General features: G+C 66.2%; 17 protein-coding genes. 9 read left to right on the top strand and 8 right to left on the bottom strand.

The features are described 5' to 3' along the window. Window positions 1-25 precede the first annotated feature (25 nt). On the top strand, window positions 26-2,557 hold the full coding sequence (locus HRUBRA_RS04345) for a TonB-dependent receptor (protein WP_035514857.1): 2,532 nt from the start codon (window positions 26-28) through the stop codon (window positions 2,555-2,557). A gap of 338 nt (window positions 2,558-2,895) precedes the next feature. On the opposite strand, the gene HRUBRA_RS04340 is transcribed toward HRUBRA_RS04345, so the two are convergent. After that, on the bottom strand, window positions 2,896-4,779 hold the full coding sequence (locus HRUBRA_RS04340; RefSeq protein WP_052094373.1) for a TolC family outer membrane protein: 1,884 nt from the start codon (window positions 4,777-4,779) through the stop codon (window positions 2,896-2,898). Between the two features lie 506 nt (window positions 4,780-5,285). Here HRUBRA_RS04340 and HRUBRA_RS04335 point away from each other — a divergent pair. Both HRUBRA_RS04335 and HRUBRA_RS04330 read left to right on the top strand, forming a co-directional pair. After that, a complete protein-coding gene (locus tag HRUBRA_RS04335; protein WP_201771530.1) occupies window positions 5,286-5,957 on the top strand; it encodes a transglutaminase-like cysteine peptidase in 672 nt (223 codons plus the stop codon). A gap of 23 nt (window positions 5,958-5,980) precedes the next feature. Continuing rightward, window positions 5,981-7,888, top strand: coding sequence for a bifunctional diguanylate cyclase/phosphodiesterase (locus HRUBRA_RS04330; protein ID WP_035514856.1), 1,908 nt, complete (start codon window positions 5,981-5,983; stop codon window positions 7,886-7,888). 12 nt (window positions 7,889-7,900) lie between these two features. Here the strand turns inward: HRUBRA_RS04330 and HRUBRA_RS04325 are convergent, their stop codons facing one another. Further along, complete coding sequence (locus HRUBRA_RS04325) at window positions 7,901-8,230, bottom strand: hypothetical protein (protein WP_035514854.1); 330 nt, start codon at window positions 8,228-8,230, stop codon at window positions 7,901-7,903. Window positions 8,231-8,340: 110 nt separating this feature from the next. Between HRUBRA_RS04325 and HRUBRA_RS04320 the strand changes: the two genes are divergently transcribed. Then, on the top strand, window positions 8,341-8,916 hold the full coding sequence (locus HRUBRA_RS04320) for a helix-turn-helix domain-containing protein (RefSeq protein ID WP_035514852.1): 576 nt from the start codon (window positions 8,341-8,343) through the stop codon (window positions 8,914-8,916). Here the strand turns inward: HRUBRA_RS04320 and HRUBRA_RS04315 are convergent. Both HRUBRA_RS04315 and HRUBRA_RS04310 read right to left on the bottom strand, forming a co-directional pair. Further along, window positions 8,913-9,965: a COX15/CtaA family protein gene (locus HRUBRA_RS04315; protein ID WP_035514850.1), complete on the bottom strand. Its 1,053-nt coding sequence runs from the start codon at window positions 9,963-9,965 to the stop codon at window positions 8,913-8,915. The two genes, HRUBRA_RS04320 and HRUBRA_RS04315, sit on opposite strands and share 4 nt — an antisense overlap. A gap of 74 nt (window positions 9,966-10,039) precedes the next feature. Beyond that, entirely contained in the window at window positions 10,040-11,986 is a 1,947-nt protein-coding gene (locus tag HRUBRA_RS04310) for an acetoacetate--CoA ligase (RefSeq protein ID WP_035514848.1), read from the bottom strand. A 218-nt stretch (window positions 11,987-12,204) separates the two neighbouring features. On the opposite strand from HRUBRA_RS04310, the gene HRUBRA_RS04305 reads away from it, so the two are divergent. Then, window positions 12,205-14,127 carry an ATP-binding cassette domain-containing protein gene (locus HRUBRA_RS04305; protein ID WP_035514846.1) on the top strand — a complete coding sequence of 641 codons (1,923 nt, stop codon included), beginning with the start codon at window positions 12,205-12,207 and terminating at the stop codon, window positions 14,125-14,127. Window positions 14,128-14,198: 71 nt separating this feature from the next. Here the strand turns inward: HRUBRA_RS04305 and HRUBRA_RS04300 are convergent, their stop codons facing one another. Further along, window positions 14,199-15,389 carry an amino acid aminotransferase gene (locus HRUBRA_RS04300; RefSeq protein ID WP_035514844.1) on the bottom strand — a complete coding sequence of 397 codons (1,191 nt, stop codon included), beginning with the start codon at window positions 15,387-15,389 and terminating at the stop codon, window positions 14,199-14,201. Window positions 15,390-15,535: 146 nt separating this feature from the next. Here HRUBRA_RS04300 and rbsK point away from each other — a divergent pair, with 146 nt between their 5' ends. Together rbsK and HRUBRA_RS04290 are read left to right on the top strand one after the other, a co-directional pair. Next, window positions 15,536-16,462: a ribokinase gene (rbsK, locus tag HRUBRA_RS04295; protein ID WP_035514842.1), complete on the top strand. Its 927-nt coding sequence runs from the start codon at window positions 15,536-15,538 to the stop codon at window positions 16,460-16,462. A gap of 125 nt (window positions 16,463-16,587) precedes the next feature. After that, entirely contained in the window at window positions 16,588-16,806 is a 219-nt protein-coding gene (locus tag HRUBRA_RS04290) for a hypothetical protein (RefSeq protein ID WP_144244378.1), read from the top strand. A 14-nt stretch (window positions 16,807-16,820) separates the two neighbouring features. Here the strand turns inward: HRUBRA_RS04290 and cmoB are convergent, their stop codons facing one another. Both cmoB and cmoA read right to left on the bottom strand, forming a co-directional pair. Continuing rightward, window positions 16,821-17,792, bottom strand: coding sequence for a tRNA 5-methoxyuridine(34)/uridine 5-oxyacetic acid(34) synthase CmoB (cmoB, locus tag HRUBRA_RS04285; protein ID WP_035514839.1), 972 nt, complete (start codon window positions 17,790-17,792; stop codon window positions 16,821-16,823). Then, window positions 17,789-18,523: a carboxy-S-adenosyl-L-methionine synthase CmoA gene (gene cmoA, locus HRUBRA_RS04280; protein WP_035514837.1), complete on the bottom strand. Its 735-nt coding sequence runs from the start codon at window positions 18,521-18,523 to the stop codon at window positions 17,789-17,791. The genes cmoB and cmoA overlap by 4 nt, the downstream gene beginning before the upstream one ends. A 113-nt stretch (window positions 18,524-18,636) precedes the next feature. Between cmoA and HRUBRA_RS04275 the strand changes: the two genes are divergently transcribed. After that, the gene (locus HRUBRA_RS04275) at window positions 18,637-19,578 is read left to right on the top strand and encodes an aminotransferase class IV (RefSeq protein WP_035514836.1); all 942 of its coding nucleotides are present in this window, start codon (window positions 18,637-18,639) and stop codon (window positions 19,576-19,578) included. 5 nt (window positions 19,579-19,583) lie between these two features. Next, complete coding sequence (locus tag HRUBRA_RS04270) at window positions 19,584-20,321, top strand: sulfotransferase-like domain-containing protein (protein ID WP_236629779.1); 738 nt, start codon at window positions 19,584-19,586, stop codon at window positions 20,319-20,321. A gap of 12 nt (window positions 20,322-20,333) precedes the next feature. Here HRUBRA_RS04270 and lon read toward each other — a convergent pair whose 3' ends face one another. Next, the gene (gene lon / locus HRUBRA_RS04265; protein ID WP_052094372.1) at window positions 20,334-22,745 is read right to left on the bottom strand and encodes an endopeptidase La; all 2,412 of its coding nucleotides are present in this window, start codon (window positions 22,743-22,745) and stop codon (window positions 20,334-20,336) included. Window positions 22,746-22,755: the final 10 nt, after the last annotated feature.

Below are 22,755 nucleotides of genomic sequence, written 5' to 3'. Positions count from 1 at the left end.
CTATAAAAGATCAAAGGGGTGATTTATGGCTGCGCCTTTCCGCAAAGTGCCGCTCGCAGCGGCTCTGTCCGTTTCCCTCGCCGCGCCCATCGCCGGCGCCCAGCAACTCGAAGAAGTCATCGTTACGGCGCAGAAGCGCGCCGAAAGCCTGCAGGACGTACCCATCTCCGTATCCGCCATCCAGGGTCAGCAGATCCAGGATGCAGGCATCCCGAACATGGCGGCCCTTGCCGACTACGTACCCAACCTGCATATTGCTGATGCGCCGGTAAACACCAATATCTACATGCGGGGCGTCGGCTCCGGCAACAATCAGGGCTTTGAGCAGTCCGTGGGCATGTATATCGATGGCGTCTACATGGGCCGCGGTCGCCAGTACCGCGCTGCCTTCCTGGACGTCGAGCGGGTGGAAGTGCTGCGCGGTCCTCAGGGAACGCTCTTCGGTCGCAATACCGTGGCAGGGGCGATCAACATCACCAGCGCGTCTCCGGATATGGGCGAGGAGTTCAACGGTCAGCTCGCCGCCTCCTTTGAATCAAACGAGGGCGAGCTCTACGAGGGCTACCTCAGCGGCGCCCTCACCGACACGCTCGCCGCCCGCCTCGCCTTCAAGGCTCGGGAAACCGATGGCTACGCACGCAACAGCCTCCTCGGCGACAGTGAGGGCCAGATCGACGAGCTCACCTATCGGCTCACGCTGGCCTGGCAGCCCACGGACGATCTGGACATCAACTTTAAATACAGTAATTCCGACTACGAGCGCGTAGGCGCCACCACCACGGGCAAGATCTTCCTGGATGCCCAGCAGCGCGATGCGTTTGTACCCAACCGCTCTGCCTTCGCCGACACCGCCTACTCGATCATGGACATGTTCTTCCCCGACTACGGCGACATCACCCAGCAGGAATTCACCATTTTCAAGGATAACGGCTACGGCCAGTCCCGGGCAGATGGGCCCGGTATCGGCATCAATCCCGACAGCAGCGAGAACGACATCGACAACGCCGCACTTACAGTGAACTGGAACGTCGGGGGGCACACGCTCACCTCCGTAACCGGCTACTCCGAGTACCGCTACGTCGATGGCGCTGACGTCGACTGGCTGCCCCTGCAGTTCATCCACCGGGACGATGATCAGCGTTTCGAGCAGTGGAGCCAGGAGTTTCGCATCACTTCGCCGGGCGGCGAGTTCTTCGACTATGTTGCCGGCTTCTACTACGACACCTCGGACCTTGACTTCGACCGGCGGGTAACCCTCGACACGAACTTCGACGGACTGTTCCCGCAGTTCCTGTCGAACGCGCTCAGCGGCGGCGCAATCCCGCCGGCAGCACTGCCGCAGAACCTCCTGGCTGTGCAGACCGACGGGGCCTACAGCCCGAACCAGGTGGCCCGCAATCGCTTCTATCAGCTCGAATCTGAATCCTGGGCTCTCTTCGGTCAGGGCACCTTCAATTTCACTGACAAGCTGCGCCTCACCGTAGGGGTGCGCTATACGGAAGAGACGAAGGATGTCCTCAGCAGACAGTTTCTCTCGGACAGTAACACCGGGCTGGGGGCGCCGAGCGACAGTTACTTTCTCGGCCTGATTCAGGCCACGAGTTTCAACGCCTATGCCTACGACTATGACGAGGACCGGGAGACAGACGCCCTCCTGCCCTCCTTCAACCTGCAGTGGGACGTCGGCCAGGACTCCATGCTCTACGCAAGCTTCTCCCAGGGCTTCAAGAGCGGCGGCTTCACCGCCGCCGATGACGGCGAACCGGGGGGCCTCGACCAGGGTGCCTTCCCTTGCGCACCGAATCCGGACTTCACTGTGGATGTGACCGGCTGCTATGACCCCACGCTGCCGAACAACGACTTCGAGTTCGACGACGAAGAGGTGGACGCCTACGAGCTCGGCGGCAAACACACGCTGCTTGACGGCGCCATGCGCTTCAACTGGGCTCTTTTCTACACGGAGTACAGCGATCTGCAGACCGCCGTGTTCGAGGGCCTCGGCTTCAACGTAAAGAACGCCGCGAGCTCAGAGGTCCTCGGCCTTGAGGTCGATAGTATGTGGCAGGCCACGGACGCGCTGCGCCTGGGCCTGAACTTCGCCTGGCTGGATGCCACTTATGACGATTTCGCTGACGGTCCGTGCACTGCAATCCAGATCGACGCCGACCCGTTCTGTGGCAGCCCCATCGGCGTAAGCGAGAACGATCTGTCCGGCGAGCCGACGCTCTATGCCTCGGACTACAGCGCCTCTTTCCTCTTTGATTACGTGCGCCCGATCGGCGACATGGAATTCTTCATGAGCGGCGAAGCGAATTACCGGGATGCGTTCAATTCAGCGGGCGACAATGACCCGCTCGACGTTATCGACTCCTACACCAAGGTCAACCTGCGCCTGGGGCTGCGCGGCGACTGGTGGGAGCTCATGGCCTATGGGCGGAATATCTTCGACGAGGAGGTATTCATGCAGAGCTTCGACATCCCGGTGCTGGTGGGCTCGCACGCCCAGTACCTCGAGGAGGGCCAGATCTGGGGCGCGAGGCTTACCGCGCGCTTCTGACAGCGGAAGATGGAAGGAAAAAAGCCCGCTTCATCATAGCGGGCTTTTTTCTGGTTCATCTGATCCCGGGGCGGCTGCGGTCGCATGGCCCCAGTCGCTCCCCGATACACGCTTGGTGGGGGCATGCGACCGCAGCCGCTCCTACCGCCCGGGAAACTCGACCATGCCGGAAGAACGCGAGGCGCAAGGGGTGAGGGCGGGATAGTTCTCTCACCAAACGCGTAACGGGGAGCGACTGAGAGAACTATCCCGTCCTCACCCCGACAATTCACACTGCCCTGCTCTCACTACCGGGTCTTGCCGGAGAGGAAAATACCCAGCCGGCCCCGCAGCGTCGCTCAGTTGGCGCTGAGGACGATCTCCACGCGGCGGTTGCGCTCCCGGCCCTCGGCAGTGCTGTTGTCCGCCTTGGGGGCACCCTCACCGCGACCCACGGCCACCACCTGCGCCGGATCGACGCCGTAGTCCTCCACGAGCTTACTGCGTACCGCGTCGGCCCGCTGCTGGGAGAGCCACTCGTTGTAGGACTCTTCACCCATGTTGCAGGTATGGCCCTCGATGATGGCTTCTACGTCCGGGTGTTCGCGCAGGAAAGCGCCGGCGCGCCGGATCTCCTCGTCGAACTCAGAGGTGATCTCGGCGGAGTCGATGGCAAAAGTCACGTCCACCTCGGCCTCGTACATGTTGCTGCCGGCAGGCACGAAAGTGGAGCTGCCGGACGCCATGGCGGCAAGCGCAGCTTTGGACTCCTCGGTAGCACCGCCACCGTTGGCCGCGCGCTTGTCGAGGCGGTCGAACAGCGACGCTCGGTCGATGTCGATGCCCGGCGGCGGCTCCGGCGGACAGAGCGGCTGGGCATTCTCGTCATCCGGGTCACGGCTGAAGTCGAGTTTGAGCGCCTCGATCTGCTCGGCATTCAGCCCGTCGAGCTCGAGGGCAGCCAGCAGCAGGCCCATATTGGCCAGCGTCTCGGCGCGGGCGGCAATAAGATTGGTCTGCGCCGTGATGTAGGCCCGCTGGGTGTCGAAGAACTCGTTCTGGCTGTCGAGGAGATCGAGGAGCGTCCGCTGACCAATGTCGAACTGGTCCTGGTAGGCGCGGCGCGTCTGATCCTGGGAGGCAAGGTTGCGCTCCAGGAGCTGGACCTGCTCGGTGAGGGCCTGGATGTCGTTGAAGGCGATCATCGTTTCCTGGCGGACGTTGATGCAGGCCTGCTTGCGCTCTTCCATGGCCGCATTATAAAGCGCGTAGGCTTCGCGCTTGCGGGCACTGTCGGAGCCGCCGCGGAACAGGTTGTAGTTCATTACCAGCTCGATGGCCTCCTCATCATAGGTGCCGTCGAAGCCGTCGGTGTCGTGCTCCACCTCGTTGCGGTAACGCAGGTCGATGCGGGGCATGAACGGCGCATTGCGCGCATTGAGGAACTCCTGGCTGGCGCGCAGGTTCTCGATCGCCGCGTTGATCACAGGACTGCGGCTGTAGGCCACATCGAGCGCCGCGCCGCGAAGCGCCGGGATCAGCGCGTCGGGCAGGGTCGGCATGGACAGGCCCTCAGCGGGCAGGTCGCCGATCACGCGCTGGTAGCGCGCCCGGACGTCGTGCAGGTTCTGAAGCTCTGTGACCAGGTTGGACTCGGCGAGCGCGATACGCGCCTCGGCCTGCTGCAGGTCCACGCCCTGGCTGACACCGCCGCTCGCCCGCTCCTGGATGCGATTGTAGATCTGCCGGTGATAGACATAATTGTCCTCGGCGAAGGTCACCAGCTGCTGGAAGCGCAGCGTGTCGAGGTAGGCCTGGGCCGCCTCGAGGCCCACTGCCTCGGAAATGCTGCGCAGGTTGTAGTACTGGGATAGCTTTTCGAAATTACGGGTTGCGACCGTATTCCGTGTCTCGAAGCCGTCGAAGAGCATCTGTGTCACCGTGAAGCGGGTCGCGTCACGCGTGTAACTGCCGAGATCCACGAGCGGGGTGTCGCGCTGTTCACGACCGATCTCCGAGGACAGATCGACACTCGGCAGATAGCCACCGCGGGCCGCCCGCTCGGACTCCCGGGACGCTTCGAAGTTGTAGTATTCCGCGGTGACCCGGGGGTTGCTGTTCACGGCCTGATTTACGGCCGAACGGAAATCCGTGGGAACGTCCTGGGCCACCGCCTGCCCGGCAAGGGCAATACCGATTGCGGCGCAGAGGAGTCGTTTCGCGTGATGCTGTAACTGGCTCATGGCTGTATCCTTAGAACGCTGTCGCGCACGACCGGCGTCCGGTTGCTAAGCTGAACGAGGGCGAACACGCAGGTCCACTGGCCATGACGACCTGTCCCCCGAGCACCCCTTTTCCGTGTTATATTTCGCGTTGTTCTCAAAACGCCTTTTCAAAACCGCTCTGATCGCCGAGTGCACCCTGCAACGCACACCCGCACAATTACCTCGTTACCAGCGCCTGTTTATCTCACCTGTTTGCCTGCACGCTGCAAGGCACACTCGAACCTAATCTTTGCAGTTGGCGATGCATATCGCCACGACAAGTAAGCAGTAAAGCGCTCAGCGCCACTTGCAGCAAGCACTTTTTTTTGCTTCTTTGCACTGAGTCACACTTTTGCGACCCCTGCGCTCCATTCCCGAGACAGTCCAGCTATTAACAAGGAACATCAACAGTGTGAAATATCCTCCTGTGCGACGGAGCTTAGTCTACCCATGCTAGCAACGCCACTCAGTGCCGGCATGGGCCCGTGATCCGCCGCTCCTGGTCAGGAAGGGGTGTCGCGGCGCTGCTCCTGCTGCTGGCCGCCCTGCTCGCAGAATCGCGATTTGCAAATCGCGAGCAGCTCCTCGCCACAGCCCGGGAGCGCTACGGCAGCGATACCGCCGCGCGCGTCGCTCAATGGCAGGATGCTCTCGAGGCTCTGGCGGGCAAGCCGGTAGCGGACCAGCTCGACGGGGTCAATCGCTTCTTCAACGTGCAGCTCACCTGGCGCGACGACCAGACAATCTGGGGCCAGGAAGACTACTGGGCAACCCCCATGGAAGCTTTCTCCCGCGGCGCTGCGGATTGCGAAGACTTCAGTATCGCCAAGTACGTGAGCCTGCTTGAGCTTGGCGTTCCTGTGGAAGCCCTGCGCATTACCTACGTCCGCGCCAGACCTGTGGGCGGCGGCAGCCCCCAGGCCCACATGGTCCTCGCCTACTACCCGCGCCCCGGCGCGGATCCACTGATTCTCGACAACCTCGCCGCCTATGTGCTGCCCGCTTCCCGGCGCACAGACCTGACCCCGGTTTTCGGCTTCAATACCGCCGGGATCTGGGTCGGCGACAAGGCCGCCCCGGCGAGCCGTAACCCCACGGCACGCCTGTCCCGCTGGCGGGATCTCCTGCGACGGATGCAGGAGGAGGGTTTACACTGACCGGGCAGACTGGGAGTTCATCCATGTCCCTCTACAAACAGCTTTGGCTGGCGATTGTTTTCCTGCTCACGCTGGTATTCTGTGTCAGCGTGGCGCTGAGCAGTGTGTCTGCGAAGCGCTATCTGGAACAGCAGCTCGCCATCAAGAACTCCGACAACGCGACCGCACTGGCGATTTCTCTGACCCAGCAGGACGCGGACCCGGTACTCATGGAGCTGACCCTCGCGGCGCAGTTCGACACGGGCTTTTATGAGCTCATCCGACTGACGGGGCCGGACGGAGCGGTGATCCTCGAGCGGCGGGACGGTAGCGACGGCGCCGGCGCGCCGGCGTGGTTCACGAAGCTGCTGCCCATCGCGGCCCCCCCGGGCGTTGCCACGGTCCAGCGCGGCTGGAGTCAGGCGGGTACGCTCGAGGTGCGCAGCCATGCACGCTTTGCCTATGATGAGCTTTGGCAGACAACCTGGAACCAGGCCCTGGCCTTCTTCCTGACCGCCCTGGCTACCGGCGCCGTTGGCTCCCTGCTTCTGCGACGACTGCTTGCACCGCTCGCGGGAGTGGTCGGCCAGGCGAGCGCGATCGGCGAGCGCCGTTTTGTCACCCTGAAGGAGCCGCATACGCGGGAGTTCCGCGAGCTAGTGGCCGCCATGAACCGACTCTCCGCCCGTGTCCGCGCCATGCTGGCAAGCGAGGGCGAACGCCTTGAGCAGCTGCAGCGCGCGACCACTGCGGACCCCGTTACAGGAATCCTGGACCGGAGCGCCTTCAATACCCAGCTCGCAGGCACCCTGGCCAGTGACGACGCCGGCGCCACCGGCAGCTTCTGCATCGGCCGGCTGACCGAGCTCACCCGCTACAACCAGGCCTACGGGCGCCAGGTGCTCGATGCGGTGCTGGCCAGTGCCGGGCGCAACCTGAACACGCTCTGCCGGGACCGGGACTGGTCCTGCGGACGCTTGAACGGCTCCGATATCGCCCTGCTGGCGCCCGGCGCTGAAGACCCGCAGGCGGTAGGTGCGCAGCTGCAGGATGTGCTCACCGCAGCCTTCACCACCCACGACGTTCAGCTCCCCGAGATCCCCGTATCCTGTGGCGAGTACCAGCCCGGCGACCGCCCTGGCGACCTGCTCACCGCCGTCGACGCAGCGTTGCAGGGCGCGGAGCGCGGGGGCAGCGGCGAAATCGTCCTGGCCCAGCGCGGCACGACTACGCCCGTGCGGGAGCAGCTGGAGCGATGGCGCACCACCCTTGCAGCGGCCTTCGCCGGCGAGGGCTTCGCCCTCGTCACCTTCCCGGTGCTCGAGCACGGAGGCGCCGTACTGCATCGAGAGGCTCTGGTCCGTCTGCGCGAGGGCGCCGAGCTCCGCCCTGCGGCGCAGTTCCTGCCCTGGATCAACCGGCTGCAGCTCGCCGGGGAGCTGGACCGGCGGGTCGTCGATCTGGCCTTGCGTCTCGCCGCCGAGAACGGCGAGCGCCTGGCGGTGAATCTTTCCAGTGCCGCCCTCGCCGACGACGATTTCCCGGGGTGGCTGGACCGCCGGGCCGCCGCCGCTAACACGGCCGGGCAGCTCGCCATCGAAGTCGCAGAGAACGCCGCCTACCACCATATGCCGAGTTTCCGGCGGCTCTGCGCCGTCGCGCACCGGCACGGGATGCAGACCGGCATGGACCGGGTCGGCCGGCGCCTGGCGGACCTCGGCCAGCTCCACGACGTGGGAATCGATTATGTGAAGCTCGATGCGGTCTTCGTCCGTGATATCGACAGCGACGATACCAATCAGAACCTGCTGCGCACGCTGAGCACCCTGGTGCACGCCGTGGGCGTCACGGTGATCGCAGAAGGCGTAGAGAACCGAGCTCAGTGGCGGGCGCTGGAAGCCCTCGGGGTGGATGCAGTCGGGGGGCCCGGTGTGAGACTGACGGCTGACTGACGCAGCGGCCGTTCAGTCGTCGCCGAGGAGATTCAGGCTGCCGCCGATGCGGCTGCGCAGCTGCTGCCTTGCCAGGACTTTCTTCTGCGCCGACTCGGGCAGCTCCGTGAACAGGATGACGCCCTTCTCCACCAGGAGGTCGACAACGTCCTCGATGACCCGAACCAGCTCGAGATCCGTGCCGGCCAGGTGCCGACCCTCGCGGCCCTCGACCCCGGCAAGACGGTCGAGAAAACCTGACGCCAGCAGTTCGGTCTCGCTGATCTCTTCGGCGCAATCCCCCTCCTCCCGCTGACTGGCGGCGACGATTGTGCCCTCGGCATTACGCTTGACGAATGGCATGGGTATCCCCTCGCGGACCGGGCAATGATGCACTGGCGGGGCGGTCCGGGCAAGGGCCGGCGGATGGTAGACTCTGCGGCTGACTCCGGCCTCGGGAGGAAGCCCCCGCCATGCCCAGCGTCCCCGGCGACCCCGCCAGCAAGCTGCTCTGCGAACGCGTGACAACCCTGCGCCAGAAGCACCGCTTCACCCTCGAGCAGCTCGCTGCCGCGTCCGGCGTAAGCCGCTCCATGCTCAGCCAGATCGAGCGGGGCCGGGCCAACCCGACGCTCGCAGTGACCTACCGCATTGCCCAGGCCTTCGGTATCACCATCGGTGAACTCGTCGATGACCCGAACGCCAGCGCCGTTATCGAGCGCATCCGCGGTGATGACCCCGGCATGCGCTTTCGAGGCGACGAGGAGTGCAGCATCCGCACGCTGTCCCCGCTGCACCAGGAAAAGGCTGTGGAATTCTATGAAATCATCCTGCAGCCAGGCGCACGCCTGGCCAGCGGCGCCCACTACGAAGGGACCCGGGAGCTGTTCACAGTGGCCGGCGGCAGCGCCGAGGTGCGTGCCGGCAGCGACCGCTGTCCGCTACTGGCCGGCGACACCGCCCACTACCGCGCCGATGTGGACCACAGCATCGTCAACAGCAGTGCGGAGCCGCTGCGGGGCTATCTCGTGGTCACCTACTCCGGCTAGGGAAGCCCACCAGCCGGCAGACGCCGCAGGCCGTGGGCCAGGAACAGGGCGCAGGACAGCAGCAACACCGCCCCGCCCTGGTGCGCCGCCGCAAGGGGAACCGGCACGTGCAGCAGCAACGTGCTGATACCGAGCACGACCTGCAGCAGCAGCGCCGCAAGCAGCAGCCAGGCGCCCCGGCGTACGCGCGCGGCCGGCTCCCGCCGCAGCACAGCCACAGCGAGGGCGAGCACCAGAGCCGTGAGCAGGTAAGCGAAGATCCGGTGGTTGAACTGGATTGTGACCACGTCCTCAAAGGCGGCGAGCCAGGCCGGGTCCGTGCGGTAGAGCCCTTCGGGAATGAAGGTCGGTCCCATGAGCGGCCAGGTGTTGTAGGAGAAACCGGCATTCGTGCCCGCAACAAACCCCCCGGACAGCATCATCAGGTAGACCAGCAGCACAAAACCGAGAGCCCAGGGTGCCAGGACGGACCGCCGCGTCCCCGCCGGCGGTGCCAGCAGGTCGAGCACCAGCCAGAGCATGAAGCCGTAGATGATCACCGCCAGGCCGAAGTGTGCCGTGAGCCGGTACTGGCTCACATCCGGCCGGTCCACAAGCCCTGACTGCACCATGTACCAGCCCAGCAGCCCCTGGCAGCCGCCGAGCACGAACAGCAGCAGCAGCTTGGGCAGGAGTCCGGGGCGGATGCGCTGGCGGAGAGCGAAATAGACCAGAGGAATGAAGAAGAGCAACCCGATCAGGCGCCCGAGCACCCGGTGCAGGTACTCATACATGAAGATGACCTTGAACTCGTGCAGGGTCATGCCGTAGTTGACCAGACGGTACTCCGGGAACTGCCGGTACTTGTCAAAGACCGACTGCCACTCGCCCTCGGAGAGGGGCGGGATGATGCCCATGAGCGGACGCCACTCCACCATCGATAGCCCCGACTCGGTGAGCCGGGTTACACCACCGAGGAGAATCATGCCGAAGATAACCGCGGCACAGGCGGCGAGCCAGAGTCCCACCTGGCGATCGTAGCGGGGAGCGTAGGAAGCTGCGGTGTTCATGCGGTCGGAATCACGGCCTGCGGGGCCGCAATGATAGCGGAAAATTCCGGCGGTGACCGGCCTCCGCCCGGCGCTCAGTCAGCAAGCTCCGGGCGGTCGCGGAAGGCCGCCAGGGACTCGGGGTTGGCGAGGGCATCGGTGTTCTTCACCGGTTCGCCATGTACGGCGCTGCGCACCGCAAGCTCCGCCACCTTGCCGCTGATCGTGCGCGGGATATCCGGTACTGCGAGGATCTTTGCCGGTACGTGGCGCGGGGTCGCGTTGTCCCGGATCACGTGGCGGATGCGCGCGCCCAGGGCCTCATCGAGGGCGACCCCCTCCCGCAGGACCAGGAAAAGCACCACGCGCACGTCGTCACCCTGCCGCTGGCCGATGACCACGCTGTCGAGCACCTCCTCCACGCGCTCGACCTGGCGGTAGATCTCCGCCGTGCCGATACGTACGCCGCCGGGGTTGAGCACCGCATCGGAGCGGCCGTGGATGATGAACCCGCCGTGCGCAGTGACTTCGGCATAGTCACCGTGGGCCCAGACGCCGGGCCAGCGGTCAAAATAGGCGGCGCGGAAACGGCTGCCGTCGGGATCGTTCCAGAAGCCCAGGGGGCACGAGGGAAAGGGCCGGGTACACACCAGCTCGCCCTTCTCGCCCTGCACCGGCTCGCCGTCATCGTTCCAGACCGCAACGGCCATACCCAGACCCGGGGCCTGGATCTCGCCGCGGTAGACCGGCAGCACCGGAGAACCGCCGACAAAGCAGGACACGATATCGGTGCCGCCGGAAATCGATGCCAGGCAGACTTCCGCCTTGAAGTCACGGTACACGTAGTCGTAGTGCTCCGGCGACAGCGGCGAGCCGGTCGAGAGGATCGTGCGCAGAGAGCTGAGATCGTGGCTTTCCCGCGGGCGATGGCCCGCCTTCTCCAGGGCGGCGATGTACTTAGCGCTGGTACCAAAGACGGTGATGCTCTCGCGATCGATCGCGTCGAGAAGCGCCCGTCCCTCGTCAGCGAAAGGCGAGCCGTCGTAGAGCACCAGCGTGGCGCCGCTGGCGAGCCCGGACGCGAGCCAGTTCCACATCATCCAGCCACAGGTCGTGAAATAGAAAAAAACATCACCGTCCCGGAGGTCTGTGTGCAGCTGATGCTCTTTCAGGTGCTGCAGCAGCGTCCCCCCGGCGCCGTGCAAGATGCACTTGGGCACGCCGGTGGTACCGGAGGAATAAAGTGCATAAAGCGGATGGTCAAAGGGCAGGCGCTCAAAGGCGATAGCGTCCGCTGTCGCTTCGCAGAAGTCCATCCAGCGAAGGGCACCGGGCACGACGGCGGCGGGATCCGCCGACCCGAGTACGGGCACGACAACGAGTTGCTCAATGCCGTCGATGGCTGCGGCGATCTTCGCGACCCGGGGCAGGCAATCAATGGTCTTGCCGTCGTAGTAATAACCGTCGGCGACAAACAGCACCTTCGGACGCAGCTGCCCGAAGCGGTCCAGGACACCGCCCACGCCGAAGTCCGGGGAGCAGGATGTCCACAGGGCGCCAAGGCTTGCCGCCGCGAGCATGGCGATGAGGGCCTCCGGCACGTTGGGCAGAAAACCGGCAACGCGATCCCCGGGACCCACGCCGGCCCGCCGCAGCGCAGCGGCCAGGGCTGCCACCTCGCGATACAACTCATCCCGGGACAGGACCCGGCGCTCGCCGTTCTCCAGCAGGGCGACGATGGCCGCCTGCGGCCCGCGGTGCCGGAGCAGGTTCTCGGCAAAGTTCAACCGGGCGCCGGGAAACCAGCGCGCGCCGGGAAAGCGCTCACCGTCCAGCAGCACCGCTTCTCCCGGCTCCCCGAGCACACCGGCGAAATCCCAGAGGGCCGACCAGAAGGCCTCCGGCGCTTCGACGGACCAGCGGTGCAGATCGCTATAGCTGGCCGCGGCGAGCTCACCGCGCGTGGCCAGGAATTCGCGAAAGGCGCTCACTCGCGCGCCGGCAATCCGTTCCAGCGAGGGTTTCCAGAGGGGCGCTTCCATCGGTTCTTTCCTTCCATCGCCTGCGAACAGTGATGGCTGCGCCACCGCGTTTTTTCGCTGTGCAATTGGTTACTGTCGGTTTCTGATTGTTTGCGGTTATTTTTGCTTTTGCCGCTGTCCAAATATCGCACAGCAGCGGTCCGGCAGCCAGCACCGTTGGCGGTGAGGCCGGGCGCTGCCGTAGAATGCAGCGCCCGCCACCACTGGACCCGCGCCTCATGGAACTGCTCCGCCTCGACCAGGCCAGCCTTGCCTTCGGCACCCACGTGCTTCTCGACCAGGTCGATCTCACCCTGCGCAAGGGAGACCGGCTGGGACTCCTCGGTCGCAACGGTGCCGGCAAAACCTCCCTGCTCAAGGTCCTGGCCGGTGAACAGGAACCGGACGCCGGGAACCGCTGGCTGCGCCCGGGAACGCGTCTCGCACGGCTATCGCAAGCGCTGCCGCCGGGCGATGCGGTAACCGTCTACGACGCTGTCGCCAGCGGCCTCGCGGAGGTCGGCGAACTGCTCTCGCGCTACCACCGGCTTGCCCAGGCCGGCGCAGGGGCAGACCTGGAGGCTCTGGCCGTCGCCCAGCAGAACCTGGAAGCCGCCGACGGCTGGCGACTGCAGCAGCGGGTGGAAACGGTCCTCAGCCGCCTTGAACTCCCCGCGGACCAGGCACTGGCCGACCTCTCCGGCGGCTGGCGCCGGCGCGTCGCCCTCGGCCGCGCCCTGGTCGGCGAACCGGACATCCTGCTCCTGGACGAGCCCACCAACCACCTGGATATTCCAGCGATCGCCTGGCTGGAGGCCCAGGTCGCCCAGTACGGCGGGGCGCTGGTGCTGATTACCCACGACCGACGCTTCCTCCAGGCGACCGTGAACCGCATCGCCGAGCTGGACCGGGGGCACCTCTCTACCTGGGACGGTGACTACCGCGGCTTCCTCGCCCACCGGGAGCAGGAAGCGGCCGCCGAGGCCCGCGCCGACGCCAGGCAGGACCGCAAGCTCGCCGAAGAAGAAGCGTGGATCCGCCAGGGTATCAAGGCCCGGCGCACCCGCAACGAAGGCCGGGTGCGGGCTCTCCAGCAGCTGCGCCGGGAGCGCGCCGAACGCCGCGCCGCCGTCGGCCGCGCAAGCTTCAGCATCGGCGAGGCGGAGGCCGGCGGACGCATTGTCGCCGAGCTCCGCGACGTAACCCTGCACCGGGGGGAACGGCTGATCCTCGACCACCAGTCGCTGATCATCCAGCGCGGCGACCGTATCGGCATCGTCGGCGCCAACGGTGCCGGCAAGTCCACGCTGGTCAAGGTGATCCTGGGCGAGCTCGAGCCGGACAGCGGGGTCATACAGCGGGGCACCCGCCTGGAGGTCGCTTACGCAGACCAGCTGCGCTCGGAGCTCGACCCGGAGAAGAACCTCATCGACAACATCTGCGCCGGCCGGGAATTCATCGAGGTGAACGGGCGGCGCAAGCACGCCATCTCCTACCTCGGCGACTTCCTGTTCACGCCCGAGCGCATCCGGACACCGGTAAAGGCGCTCTCGGGCGGCGAGCAGAACCGGGCGGTGCTGGCCCGCCTGTTCCTCAGGCCGGCCAATGTGCTGGTCCTCGACGAGCCCACCAACGACCTGGATATCGAGACCCTGGAGCTCCTCGAGGAAATCCTGCTGGCCTTTGAGGGAACGGTCCTGCTGGTGAGCCACGACCGCGCCTTCATGGACAACGTGGTGACCAGCCTGCTGGTGCTGCCCGGCGACGGTACCATCGACGAGCAGGCCGGCGGCTACAGTAACTGGGAGGCCCGGGGCGGTGGACTCCTTGCAGCGCGGGCACCGGGAAATGACAGCGGTGAAACCCGGCCCGCAGGGGATGCCCCCGGCGAGACCACAGCGCCGGCAGCGTCACCGACGTCCCGGCCTGCGCAAAAGAAACTCAGCTACCGGGAACAGCGGGAACTGGCGGAACTGCCCGCCCGTATCGAGGACCTGGAGGCACGACAGGGAGAGCTCGAGGCGCTCACGACGGCGCCGGACTTCTACCAGGGGGATGCAGAAGCCGTGCAGGCAACGCTGGCCGAGTTCAGCGAGCTCCAGGCTACCCTCGAAGCTGCCGTGGAGCGCTGGGCAGAGCTTGAGGCACGGACCGACGGCTAGCGGAGGCGCAGCACCGGCACCGGCGCGCCCCAACAACACGCAGGGAGCCGGCGGACCGCTGGCTCAACTCCTCAGGCGATGACCCTGGCCACCGCGTCGGCGACGTAGTCGATATTAGCGGCGTTGATGCCGGCGACGTTGATGCGCGACGAGCCGAGCATATACACGCTGTACTCTTCGCGCAGCCGCCGCGTCTGTTCCTCGCTGAGGCCGAGGAAGGAGAACATGCCTTTCTCCCGGCGGATGAAGGCGAAGTCGCGGCCGGTGGTTGCCTCAAGCTTCTCCACCAGCGCTTCGCGCAGGCCGTTGATGCGCAGGCACATGGTGTGCAGTTCATCGCGCCAGGCAGCTTCCAGGGCCGGGGCCGCGAGGACCCGGCCGGCGAGCAGGGCACCGTGCGCCGGGGGCATGGAGTAGATGCGCCGGGCTGCAACCTTGGCCTGGCTGAGGATCGCTTCGGCATTGCCGGCGTCCCGGCAGAGGAACTGCGCAATCCCCGTCCGCTCCCGGTAGAGTCCCATGTTCTTCGAGCAGGACGCAGCGACGATCATCTCCGGCAGCCGCTCAGCGAGCAGCCGCAGTCCGGCGGCATCCGCCTCCAGACCGTCACCGAGGCCCTGGTAGGCAATGTCGATGAAAGGCAGAAAACCCTGGCGCTCGGCCAGCTCGGCAATCACGCCCCACTGCTCCAGGGTGAGATCTGCGCCACAGGGGTTGTGACAGCAGCCGTGAAGCAGCACCAGATCCCCGCTCTTCGCCCGCTTGAGGTCCTCGACCATGCCGTCGAAGTCCACCCCGTGGCTGGGGGCATCGTAGTAGCGGTACTTCTCGAACTCGAGACCCACGCTGCCAATAAGGGGCATATGCACCGGCCAGGTGGGGTCGGATACCCAGACCTTCGCCTCCGGCGAGGCCACCCGGGCGATCTCGGCACCAATGCGCAGGGCACCGCAGCCACCCGGGGCCGCCAGGGAAGACACGCGACCGTCTGCGAGGGCACCGCTGTCACCGCCGAAGACCAGCGCACGCATGCCCGTGTTGAAATCCGGATCACCGGCCGGCGGGAGATAGGCCTTGCTGGTTTCTTCCTCGACCAGCGCGCGCTGTGCGTCGCGGATGGCACCGAAGACCGGACAGACGCCGTCTTCATCCATGTAGATGCCGACGGTGAGATCGACCTTGTCGGGGTTAGGGTCCGCGCGGCAGGCCGCCGCAAGGCCGAGGATGGGATCGTCCGGGAGGCGCTCCAGGGTGTGCAGCATGTCAGCTTCCTTGTCTGGCCGGGTCTGTGCGCGACACCGGCAGGCGGTGCGCGGGCGGGGCGGGATTGCGCCCCGGCGTTTCGCAGCAAAGAATAGCGTACTCCGGCGACGCCTGCCCAGCGCCGCCCCCGCTCTGGAGGTTCAGCGTGTCCCGCATTGTCGTCATCGGCTCATCCAACACCGATATGGTCATCCGCGTTCCGGTACTGCCCCGGCCCGGGGAAACGGTCCTTGGCGGCACGTTCTCGGTAAACGGAGGCGGCAAGGGCGCCAACCAGGCCCTGGCTGCCGCCCGGGCCGGCGGCGCGGTGGTCTTCCTGGGGCGCATCGGGGACGATGACTTCGGGCGCCGGGCCCTGGCAGACCTCAGCGCCGCCGCCATCGATACCACACCCTGCATCGTCGATCCGGAGAGCCCCTCCGGCGTGGCGCAGATCCTCGTGGACGAGCGCGGAGAAAACTGCATCGCCGTGGCGCCCGGCGCCAACGCGCGCCTGGCTCCCGAAGACCTCGATACCGTCGCCGCCAGCTTCCGCGCCGGCAATGTTGTGCTCCTGCAGCTCGAGACACCGCTCGCCACAGTGCAGGCGGCGCTGACGCGGGCCCGGGCAGCCGGCTGCCACACGGTACTCAACCCGGCACCGGCGCAACCGCTGCCGGTGGAGCTCTTTGCCCTTGTAGACCTGCTGACCCCGAACGAAAGCGAAGCGGAGCTGCTGACCGGTATCGCGGTAAGCGACGACGGCAGCGCCGCAGCGGCGGCCGACGTCCTCCACCGGCGGGGCCTTGCCGCAGTGCTGATAACGCGGGGGACCCACGGGGTCTTCCTGTCGGTCGCAGGCATCGCGGGCGTGCAGCAGGCCTTCCCGGCCTTCGCCGTCAACGCAGTGGACAGCACCGCCGCCGGAGATGTCTTCAACGGCTGCCTTGCGGCGGCCCTGGCCGAGGGCAGCCCCCTTGGGGAGGCCATTCCCTTCGCCCAGGCCGGTGCCGCCCTGTCCGTGCAGCGCCCCGGCGCCCAGGGTAGCGTGCCGGAGCGGGCAGCCATCGAAGCCTTCCTCAGGGCGACCTGAACCCCGGGGCAACCCGCAGGCAGCAACTGTCACAATGTCACAGCAAAGCTGCGCAGTTTTTACGCAAGTTCCTGCCTTGGCTGCGTTACAGTTCTAATTAAATACCCACTGTGAAGTTTTCCGCCATGGCAAACGCAATCACCCGGAAAAATGACAGGCCAGAAGTCCCGGTCAACGAGGAGAACCGCAAGAGCCTCGTTGCCTTCCTTAAAAGCATCAAATTCCGCCGCGGCGGCAGGCGCGAAACCGTTGCCGAGTGCGACGGTCACTTCGCGGCCCTGCAGACAAAAATCAAGCGGCGCCGCACCGGGGACGAGCACCTCGCCATCCGCAGCGCCAACTGAACCCCCACCGGGGCTCAGGGCGCGCTCGCGACCACCACGGCACGGCGCGGTGCAGGGTAGCCCTCAATCGTCAGACCCGGGTCCTTCGGGTCGAGGAAGTCCGCCAGCGATTGGGAGCGCATCCAGGCAGTGCGCCGCTGCTCTTTCGTGCTGGTTGTGCTCACATCCACCACCCGCGCATCGCGGAACTTCACCTTGGCAAGCCAGTCGAGGAGCGTAGCGCAGGTCGGCAGGAACCAGACATTGCCCATGCGCGCATAGCGCCCCTGCGGCACCAGGGTCATCCCCGCCCCACCGTCGATGATAAGGGTCTCCAGCACCAGCTCTCCGCCGGGTCGCAGGCAGTCGCGTAACGCCAGGAGATGATCCAGCGGCGAGCGGCGGTGGTAGAGAACACCCATGGAGAACACCGTATCGAAAGCCGGCAGGGGCCGCGGCAGAGCTTCCAGGGGCAGCGGCAGCACGCTCACTGCCTCGTCACGCAGGTAGCGCTGCAGAGCCTGAAACTGGAGCACGAAGAGCGGGCTGGGGTCTATGCCCACCACTTCCATAGCCCCGGCCCCGCGCATGCGCCAGCAGTGGTAGCCGTTGCCGCACCCCACATCGAGCACACGCCGGCCCGCGAGCGACGTCAGGCCGCCGGCGAGCCGGTCCCACTTCCAGTCCGAGCGCCATTCCGTATCGACATGCACCCCAAAGAGCTCATAAGGCCCCTTGCGCCAGGGATGCAGCCCCTGGAGTGCTTCGCGCAGCTGCTCCGCCGTCGCCGGAGCAAGAGGCGCCACCGGGTCCGCGCCGACGCGGCTCCGATCCAGGTGCACAGTGGCCGTGGCGATGTCCGGCAGCGCATCCAGCGCCGCCTGCCAGCGCGGCAGATCGCCGTGGCGCGCCGGGGACAGGCCCTCGGCAACCTGCTCGCGCAGCAGCGACGCCCAGGGCGCCAGCGGCCCTCCTGCCCAGCGCTCGGCCAGCGCAGCAACGTTCATCGCTTCAGCGCCACCAGGGAAGCGAAGTTGAAGCACTGGAACCAGACATCGCAGGAAGCGAAACCGGCGGCGTGGCAGCGTGCCCGGTGTACGTCGAGGGTCTCCGGCAGGAGCACATTCTCCAGGGCGCTGCGCTTCTGCGCGACTTCGAGTGCCGAGTAGCCATTGGCGCGCTTGAACTGATGATGCAGGTCGATGTTAAGCGCCTCGAGGGCCGGATCGGCCAGGGTTACTTTTTCCGACAGCACAAGCACGCCACCGGGCCGCAGTCCGGTGGCGATCCGCGCGAGGAGCGGCTCCCGATCGGCCAGGGGAATGAACTGCAGCGTGTAGTTCAGCACAACCATGGAGGCGTCCTCGATAGGCACCTCGCGGATATCGCCCTCGCGTAGTTCCACCGGCGTGGGGTGGCCGTCGGCTTCGATCACCTCGCGGCAGCGCTCGAGCATCGCCGGGGAGTTGTCCACGGCAACGATGCGACAGCCCTCGGCCTCGATGTGCCGGCGCATGGCCAGCGTTGAGGCGCCGAGGGAGCAGCCTAGATCGTAGAGGGTGCTGCCGGCGCTGGCGAAGCGCGCAGCGAGGAGCCCGGACAGCGCCACCACGGTCGGGTAGCCGGGCACGGAACGGCGGATCATGTCCGGGAAAACCCGGGCCACGTCGCGGTCGAAGGTGAAAGGCGCCGTCTCCCCGAGGGGATCGGCGAAGAGCCTGTCGCGGGCGTCGCTCACTGCTGTCGGATGGTCATGGCACTGCGTCGCGCCATGGTAGCACGGGGTCCCCTTGGCAGCGCTGTCGGCCAGGGCTGATAATCGGCGGTTTCCCCAGCGCCGGAGCTTCCCCCATGAAAGGTACCCACGACTACGTCGACGACCCCCGTAACGCCGACATCCTTATCGACATCAACGGCGAACTGCTCCCACGGGCCCGGGCCACGGTCTCCGTCTTCGATTCGGGCTTCATCCTCGGCGACGGGGTCTGGGAGGGTCTGCGCGTGGAACGCGCTACCATACTGTTCCTGGAGCGGCACCTCGAGCGGCTCTTCGAGGGCATGAAAACCCTGGATTTCGCGCCGGATTTCGATCGCGACACCCTCACCCGCCGCCTCTATGCGGTGCTCGCCGCCAATGGCATGCAGGATGGCGTGCACATCCGCCTCATGGTGTCGCGCGGGGTCAAGGCCACGCCCTATCAGGATCCGCGCATGACCGTGACGCCGCCGACGGTGGTGATCATTCCCGAGTACAAGGATCCGCTGCCGGAGACCGTGGACCGGGGCGTCCGCCTGTTTACCGTACACGTACGCCGGGGCTACTCGGACGTGCAGGACCCGACGCTCAACACCCACTCCAAGCTGAACTGCATCACCGCCTGCATCCAGGCCGCCAAGGCCGGCCATGACGAGGCGCTCATGCTCGATCCACACGGCTTCGTCGCCACCTGCAACTCGACGCACTTTTTCATCGTGCGCCGAGAGGAGCTCTGGACCTCTACGGGCGATTACTGCCTCGACGGCATCACCCGGGAGAAAGTGCTGCAGGTCGCCCGGGAACTCGGCATCCCGGCGCGGGAGAAAAACTTCACCCTGAACGACGTCTACAACGCCCGGGAGGCCTTCGTCACCGGCACCTTCGCCGGCCTGGTGCCCGTGCGCGAGGTGGACGGACGCAGCATTGGCGACGGCAGCGGCCAGCATCCGTTCATCACGCGCCTGCGCCAGGGCTACCGGGACCGGGTAGCGCGCTACATCGACGGTCCCGGCGCCGACCATCCGCGGGCGGGCTGAGCGCCGTGCGTCGCATTGCCATGTGGTCCGGACCGCGCAATATCAGCACGGCCATGCTGCGGGCCTTCGAAAACCGGGCCGACTGCACAGTCATCGACGAACCCTTCTACGCGGCCTACCTGCTGGAAACGGGGCTGGACCACCCGGCCCGGGAGGCCATCATCGCCACTCAGCCTGCGGACTGGCGCGTGGTCGCCGAAGACCTGGTCCATGGAGAGCGCGGCGGCGCCAGCGTGTTCTACCAGAAGCACATGACCCAGCACCTGCTGCCGTCCATGGATCTGGCCTTCACCGACGGACTCGAGAACTGTTTCCTGATCCGCGAACCGCGCCGGATCCTCGCCTCCTACGCGCGCATCCGGCCGGACTTCAGCCTTGAGGAGGTCGGCTTTCCGCAGCAGCTCACCCTGTTCCGCCGGGTCCGGGAGCGCCTCGGCGCCGTGCCGCCGGTCATCGACTCGGCGCTCACGCTGCAGGATCCGGGGAGTGTCCTGCGCCAGCTGTGCGACCGTCTGGGCATCGCCTTCAGTGGGCGCATGCTGACCTGGCCGGCCGGCCCCCGGGCCAGCGACGGTGTCTGGGCGCCACACTGGTACGCGGCGGTGGAAGCCTCGACAGGCTTCGCGGCACCGGCGCCGGACCAGCCGCTCCCGCCGCTGCCCGCCCCGTACGAGGCCCTGTGCGCGGAAGCAGAGGCGATCTACGCCGAGATGCTCCCGCACGCCATCCGGCCCGGCGGCTAAGAGGCCCGGGCATTAGTGCAGGGCGCCGTCCCGGCGGTGCCCGGTGAACACGTACTCGAAGACCTCCCGGTAGCTGCGCGCGAAATGGGCGGTCATGCCCTCGCGCAGAAAGTCCGGCAGCTCCTCGTAGTCGCGCTTGTTCGCCTGCGGCAGGATCACCTCGAAGATACGGCTGCGCCGCGCGGCGATAAGCTTTTCGCGGATGCCGCCCACGGCCAGCACCTGGCCGGTCAGCGTGAGCTCCCCGGTCATGGCCAGGGGCCGGCGGATGCGCTCGCGGCGGGCAAGGGACACCAGAGCCGTGGCCATGGTAATGCCGGCGCTGGGGCCGTCCTTCGGCGTCGCGCCCTCGGGCACATGCAGATGCACCTGGGCCATGTCGAAGAAATCCCGGTCGCAGCCGTAGTCCTTCAGGTGCGCCACCACGTAGCTGTAGGCGATCTCCGCCGACTCCTTCATCACATCACCGAGCTTGCCGGTGAGCTTGAAGCCCCGGTTCAGCGTGTGCACCTGCGACGACTCGATAGCCAGTGTCGCGCCGCCCATGGCCGTCCAGGCCAGCCCGGTGACGACACCGACGCCGCGCTGCGGGCGCTCCTGGGTGTAGACGGGCTTGCCGAGCAGGTCTTCGATATCTTTCTTGCCCACGCGCAGCTTTGCCGAACGGTCGCCATCCATGAGCTTGCGAATGCTCTTACGCATGATCCGCGCGAGCTGCTTTTCCAGGTTGCGCACCCCTGCCTCGCGGCAGTAGGACTCGATGACGACTTTGAGCGCCGCATCGTTGATCTTCAGCTGCTCCGCCGGCAGACCGTGGCGCTCGAGCTGCTTGGGCCACAGGTGGTGCTTCGCAATGGCCAGCTTTTCCTCCGCCACATAGCCCGCCAGGCGCAGTACTTCCATGCGGTCCAGCAGCGGGCCGGGAATGGTGTCAAGCTGGTTCGCGGTGCAGATGAACAGCACCTGCGACAGGTCCACGCGCAGATCAAGGTAATGGTCCAGAAAATCCGTGTTCTGCTCCGGGTCGAGGACCTCGAGCAGTGCCGAGGCGGGATCCCCCTGATAGGAGGCGCCGATCTTGTCGATCTCATCGAGCATGATCACCGGGTTGGCGACCTTCACCTCTTTCAGCGCCTGTACGAACTTGCCTGGCATGGCGCCGATGTAGGTGCGCCGGTGCCCTTTGATCTCCGCCTCGTCGCGCATGCCACCGAGGCTGAAGCGGTAGAACGCCCGGCCCAGCGCCTGAGCCACGGAGCGGCCGATACTGGTCTTGCCGACTCCCGGCGGGCCAACGAGCAGGAGAATGGAACCGGCGATGCGGCCGCGAAAGGCGCCCACGGCGAGAAATTCGAGAATCCGCGCCTTCACATCCTCCAGACCATCGTGTTCTGCATCCAGCACCTCGGTGGCATGGGCAAGGTCCAGCTGATCCGCCGAGCACACGCCCCAGGGCACGCTGGTCGCCCAGTCCAGGTAGTTGCGGGTCACCCCGTATTCCGGCGACCCGGGTTCGAGCACCCCGAGCTTGTGCAGCTCGTCCTCGATGCGACGGGCCACCGGCTCGGGCGGCGACAGCGCCTCGAGACGCTCCCGGAACAGCTCCGCGTCCGAAGTGCGGTCATCCTTGGAGATGCCCAGCTCTTTCTGGATGACCTTGAGCTGTTCGCGCAGGAAAAACTCCCGCTGCTGCGTCGATACCTTCTCGTTGACCTGCTGGGTGATCCTGCCCTGCAGCTCCGCCACCTCACGCTCGCGCTTGAGCAAGCCGAGCACTTTCTCCATGCGCGACTGCAGCGGCAGCGTCTCGAGGATCTCCTGCAGGTCATCCCCGGTGGCAGTGGTCAGCGCCGCGGAGAAATCCGCCAGCAGACTCGGCTGGTTCGGGTTGAAGTTGGCGAGATACTGCTTGAGCTCTTCGCCGTACAGGGGGTTCAGCGGCAGCAGTTCCTTGATCGCCTTGATCAGGGCCATGGCGTAGGCCTTGATCTCGTCGCTTTCCCGATCCCCCTGGCTGCGCGGGTACTCGACCTGCACCAGCCACGGAGCCTTGTCGGTGAGCCAGCGCACGATGCGGAAGCGCTTGAGCCCCTGCGCGACGAAGTGCGCCGGATTTTCCGCCATGGACTGCGGTTTGTGCAGGCGCACGGCGCAGCCGATCTCCGGAAATTGCCGCGCCTCGGCATCGCCCGGCGCAACGCCGGGCACAAAAGCCAGGCCAACAACGGCGCTGCCGCTGCGATTCATGGCCTTGAGGGTATCGCCCCACTCGTCGGGATTGATCGCCACGGGCTGCACCTGCCCGGGGAAGAAAGGCCGGTTCGGCACGGGCATCAGGTGGATGGTATCGGGGAGGACCTCGTCCGCCACCGCAGGCGCCGACTGGCTGTAGTTTTCCGCTTTCCCGTCCACCTGTGAGCTCATGACGACCCCC

The organism is Pseudohaliea rubra DSM 19751 (genome assembly GCF_000764025.1).
GTDB classification, from domain to species: Bacteria; Pseudomonadota; Gammaproteobacteria; order Pseudomonadales; family Halieaceae; genus Pseudohaliea; species Pseudohaliea rubra.
Note: the sequence above shows the minus strand (reverse complement) of the source record. Positions and strands in the feature narration are given on the sequence as shown.

Excerpts from the sequence above, each read along its gene's own strand:
- HRUBRA_RS04345 (WP_035514857.1), top strand. The coding sequence starts at position 26 with ATGGCTGCGCCTTTCCGCAAAGTGCCGCTCGCAGCGGCTCTGTCCGTT.
- HRUBRA_RS04340 (WP_052094373.1), bottom strand. The coding sequence starts at position 4,779 with ATGAGCCAGTTACAGCATCACGCGAAACGACTCCTCTGCGCCGCAATC.
- HRUBRA_RS04330 (WP_035514856.1), top strand. The coding sequence starts at position 5,981 with ATGTCCCTCTACAAACAGCTTTGGCTGGCGATTGTTTTCCTGCTCACG.
- HRUBRA_RS04325 (WP_035514854.1), bottom strand. The coding sequence starts at position 8,230 with ATGCCATTCGTCAAGCGTAATGCCGAGGGCACAATCGTCGCCGCCAGT.
- HRUBRA_RS04320 (WP_035514852.1), top strand. The coding sequence starts at position 8,341 with ATGCCCAGCGTCCCCGGCGACCCCGCCAGCAAGCTGCTCTGCGAACGC.
- HRUBRA_RS04315 (WP_035514850.1), bottom strand. The coding sequence starts at position 9,965 with ATGAACACCGCAGCTTCCTACGCTCCCCGCTACGATCGCCAGGTGGGA.
- HRUBRA_RS04310 (WP_035514848.1), bottom strand. The coding sequence starts at position 11,986 with ATGGAAGCGCCCCTCTGGAAACCCTCGCTGGAACGGATTGCCGGCGCG.
- HRUBRA_RS04305 (WP_035514846.1), top strand. The coding sequence starts at position 12,205 with ATGGAACTGCTCCGCCTCGACCAGGCCAGCCTTGCCTTCGGCACCCAC.
- HRUBRA_RS04300 (WP_035514844.1), bottom strand. The coding sequence starts at position 15,389 with ATGCTGCACACCCTGGAGCGCCTCCCGGACGATCCCATCCTCGGCCTT.
- HRUBRA_RS04290 (WP_144244378.1), top strand. The coding sequence starts at position 16,588 with ATGGCAAACGCAATCACCCGGAAAAATGACAGGCCAGAAGTCCCGGTC.
- cmoB (WP_035514839.1), bottom strand. The coding sequence starts at position 17,792 with ATGAACGTTGCTGCGCTGGCCGAGCGCTGGGCAGGAGGGCCGCTGGCG.
- HRUBRA_RS04275 (WP_035514836.1), top strand. The coding sequence starts at position 18,637 with ATGAAAGGTACCCACGACTACGTCGACGACCCCCGTAACGCCGACATC.
- lon (WP_052094372.1), bottom strand. The coding sequence starts at position 22,745 with ATGAGCTCACAGGTGGACGGGAAAGCGGAAAACTACAGCCAGTCGGCG.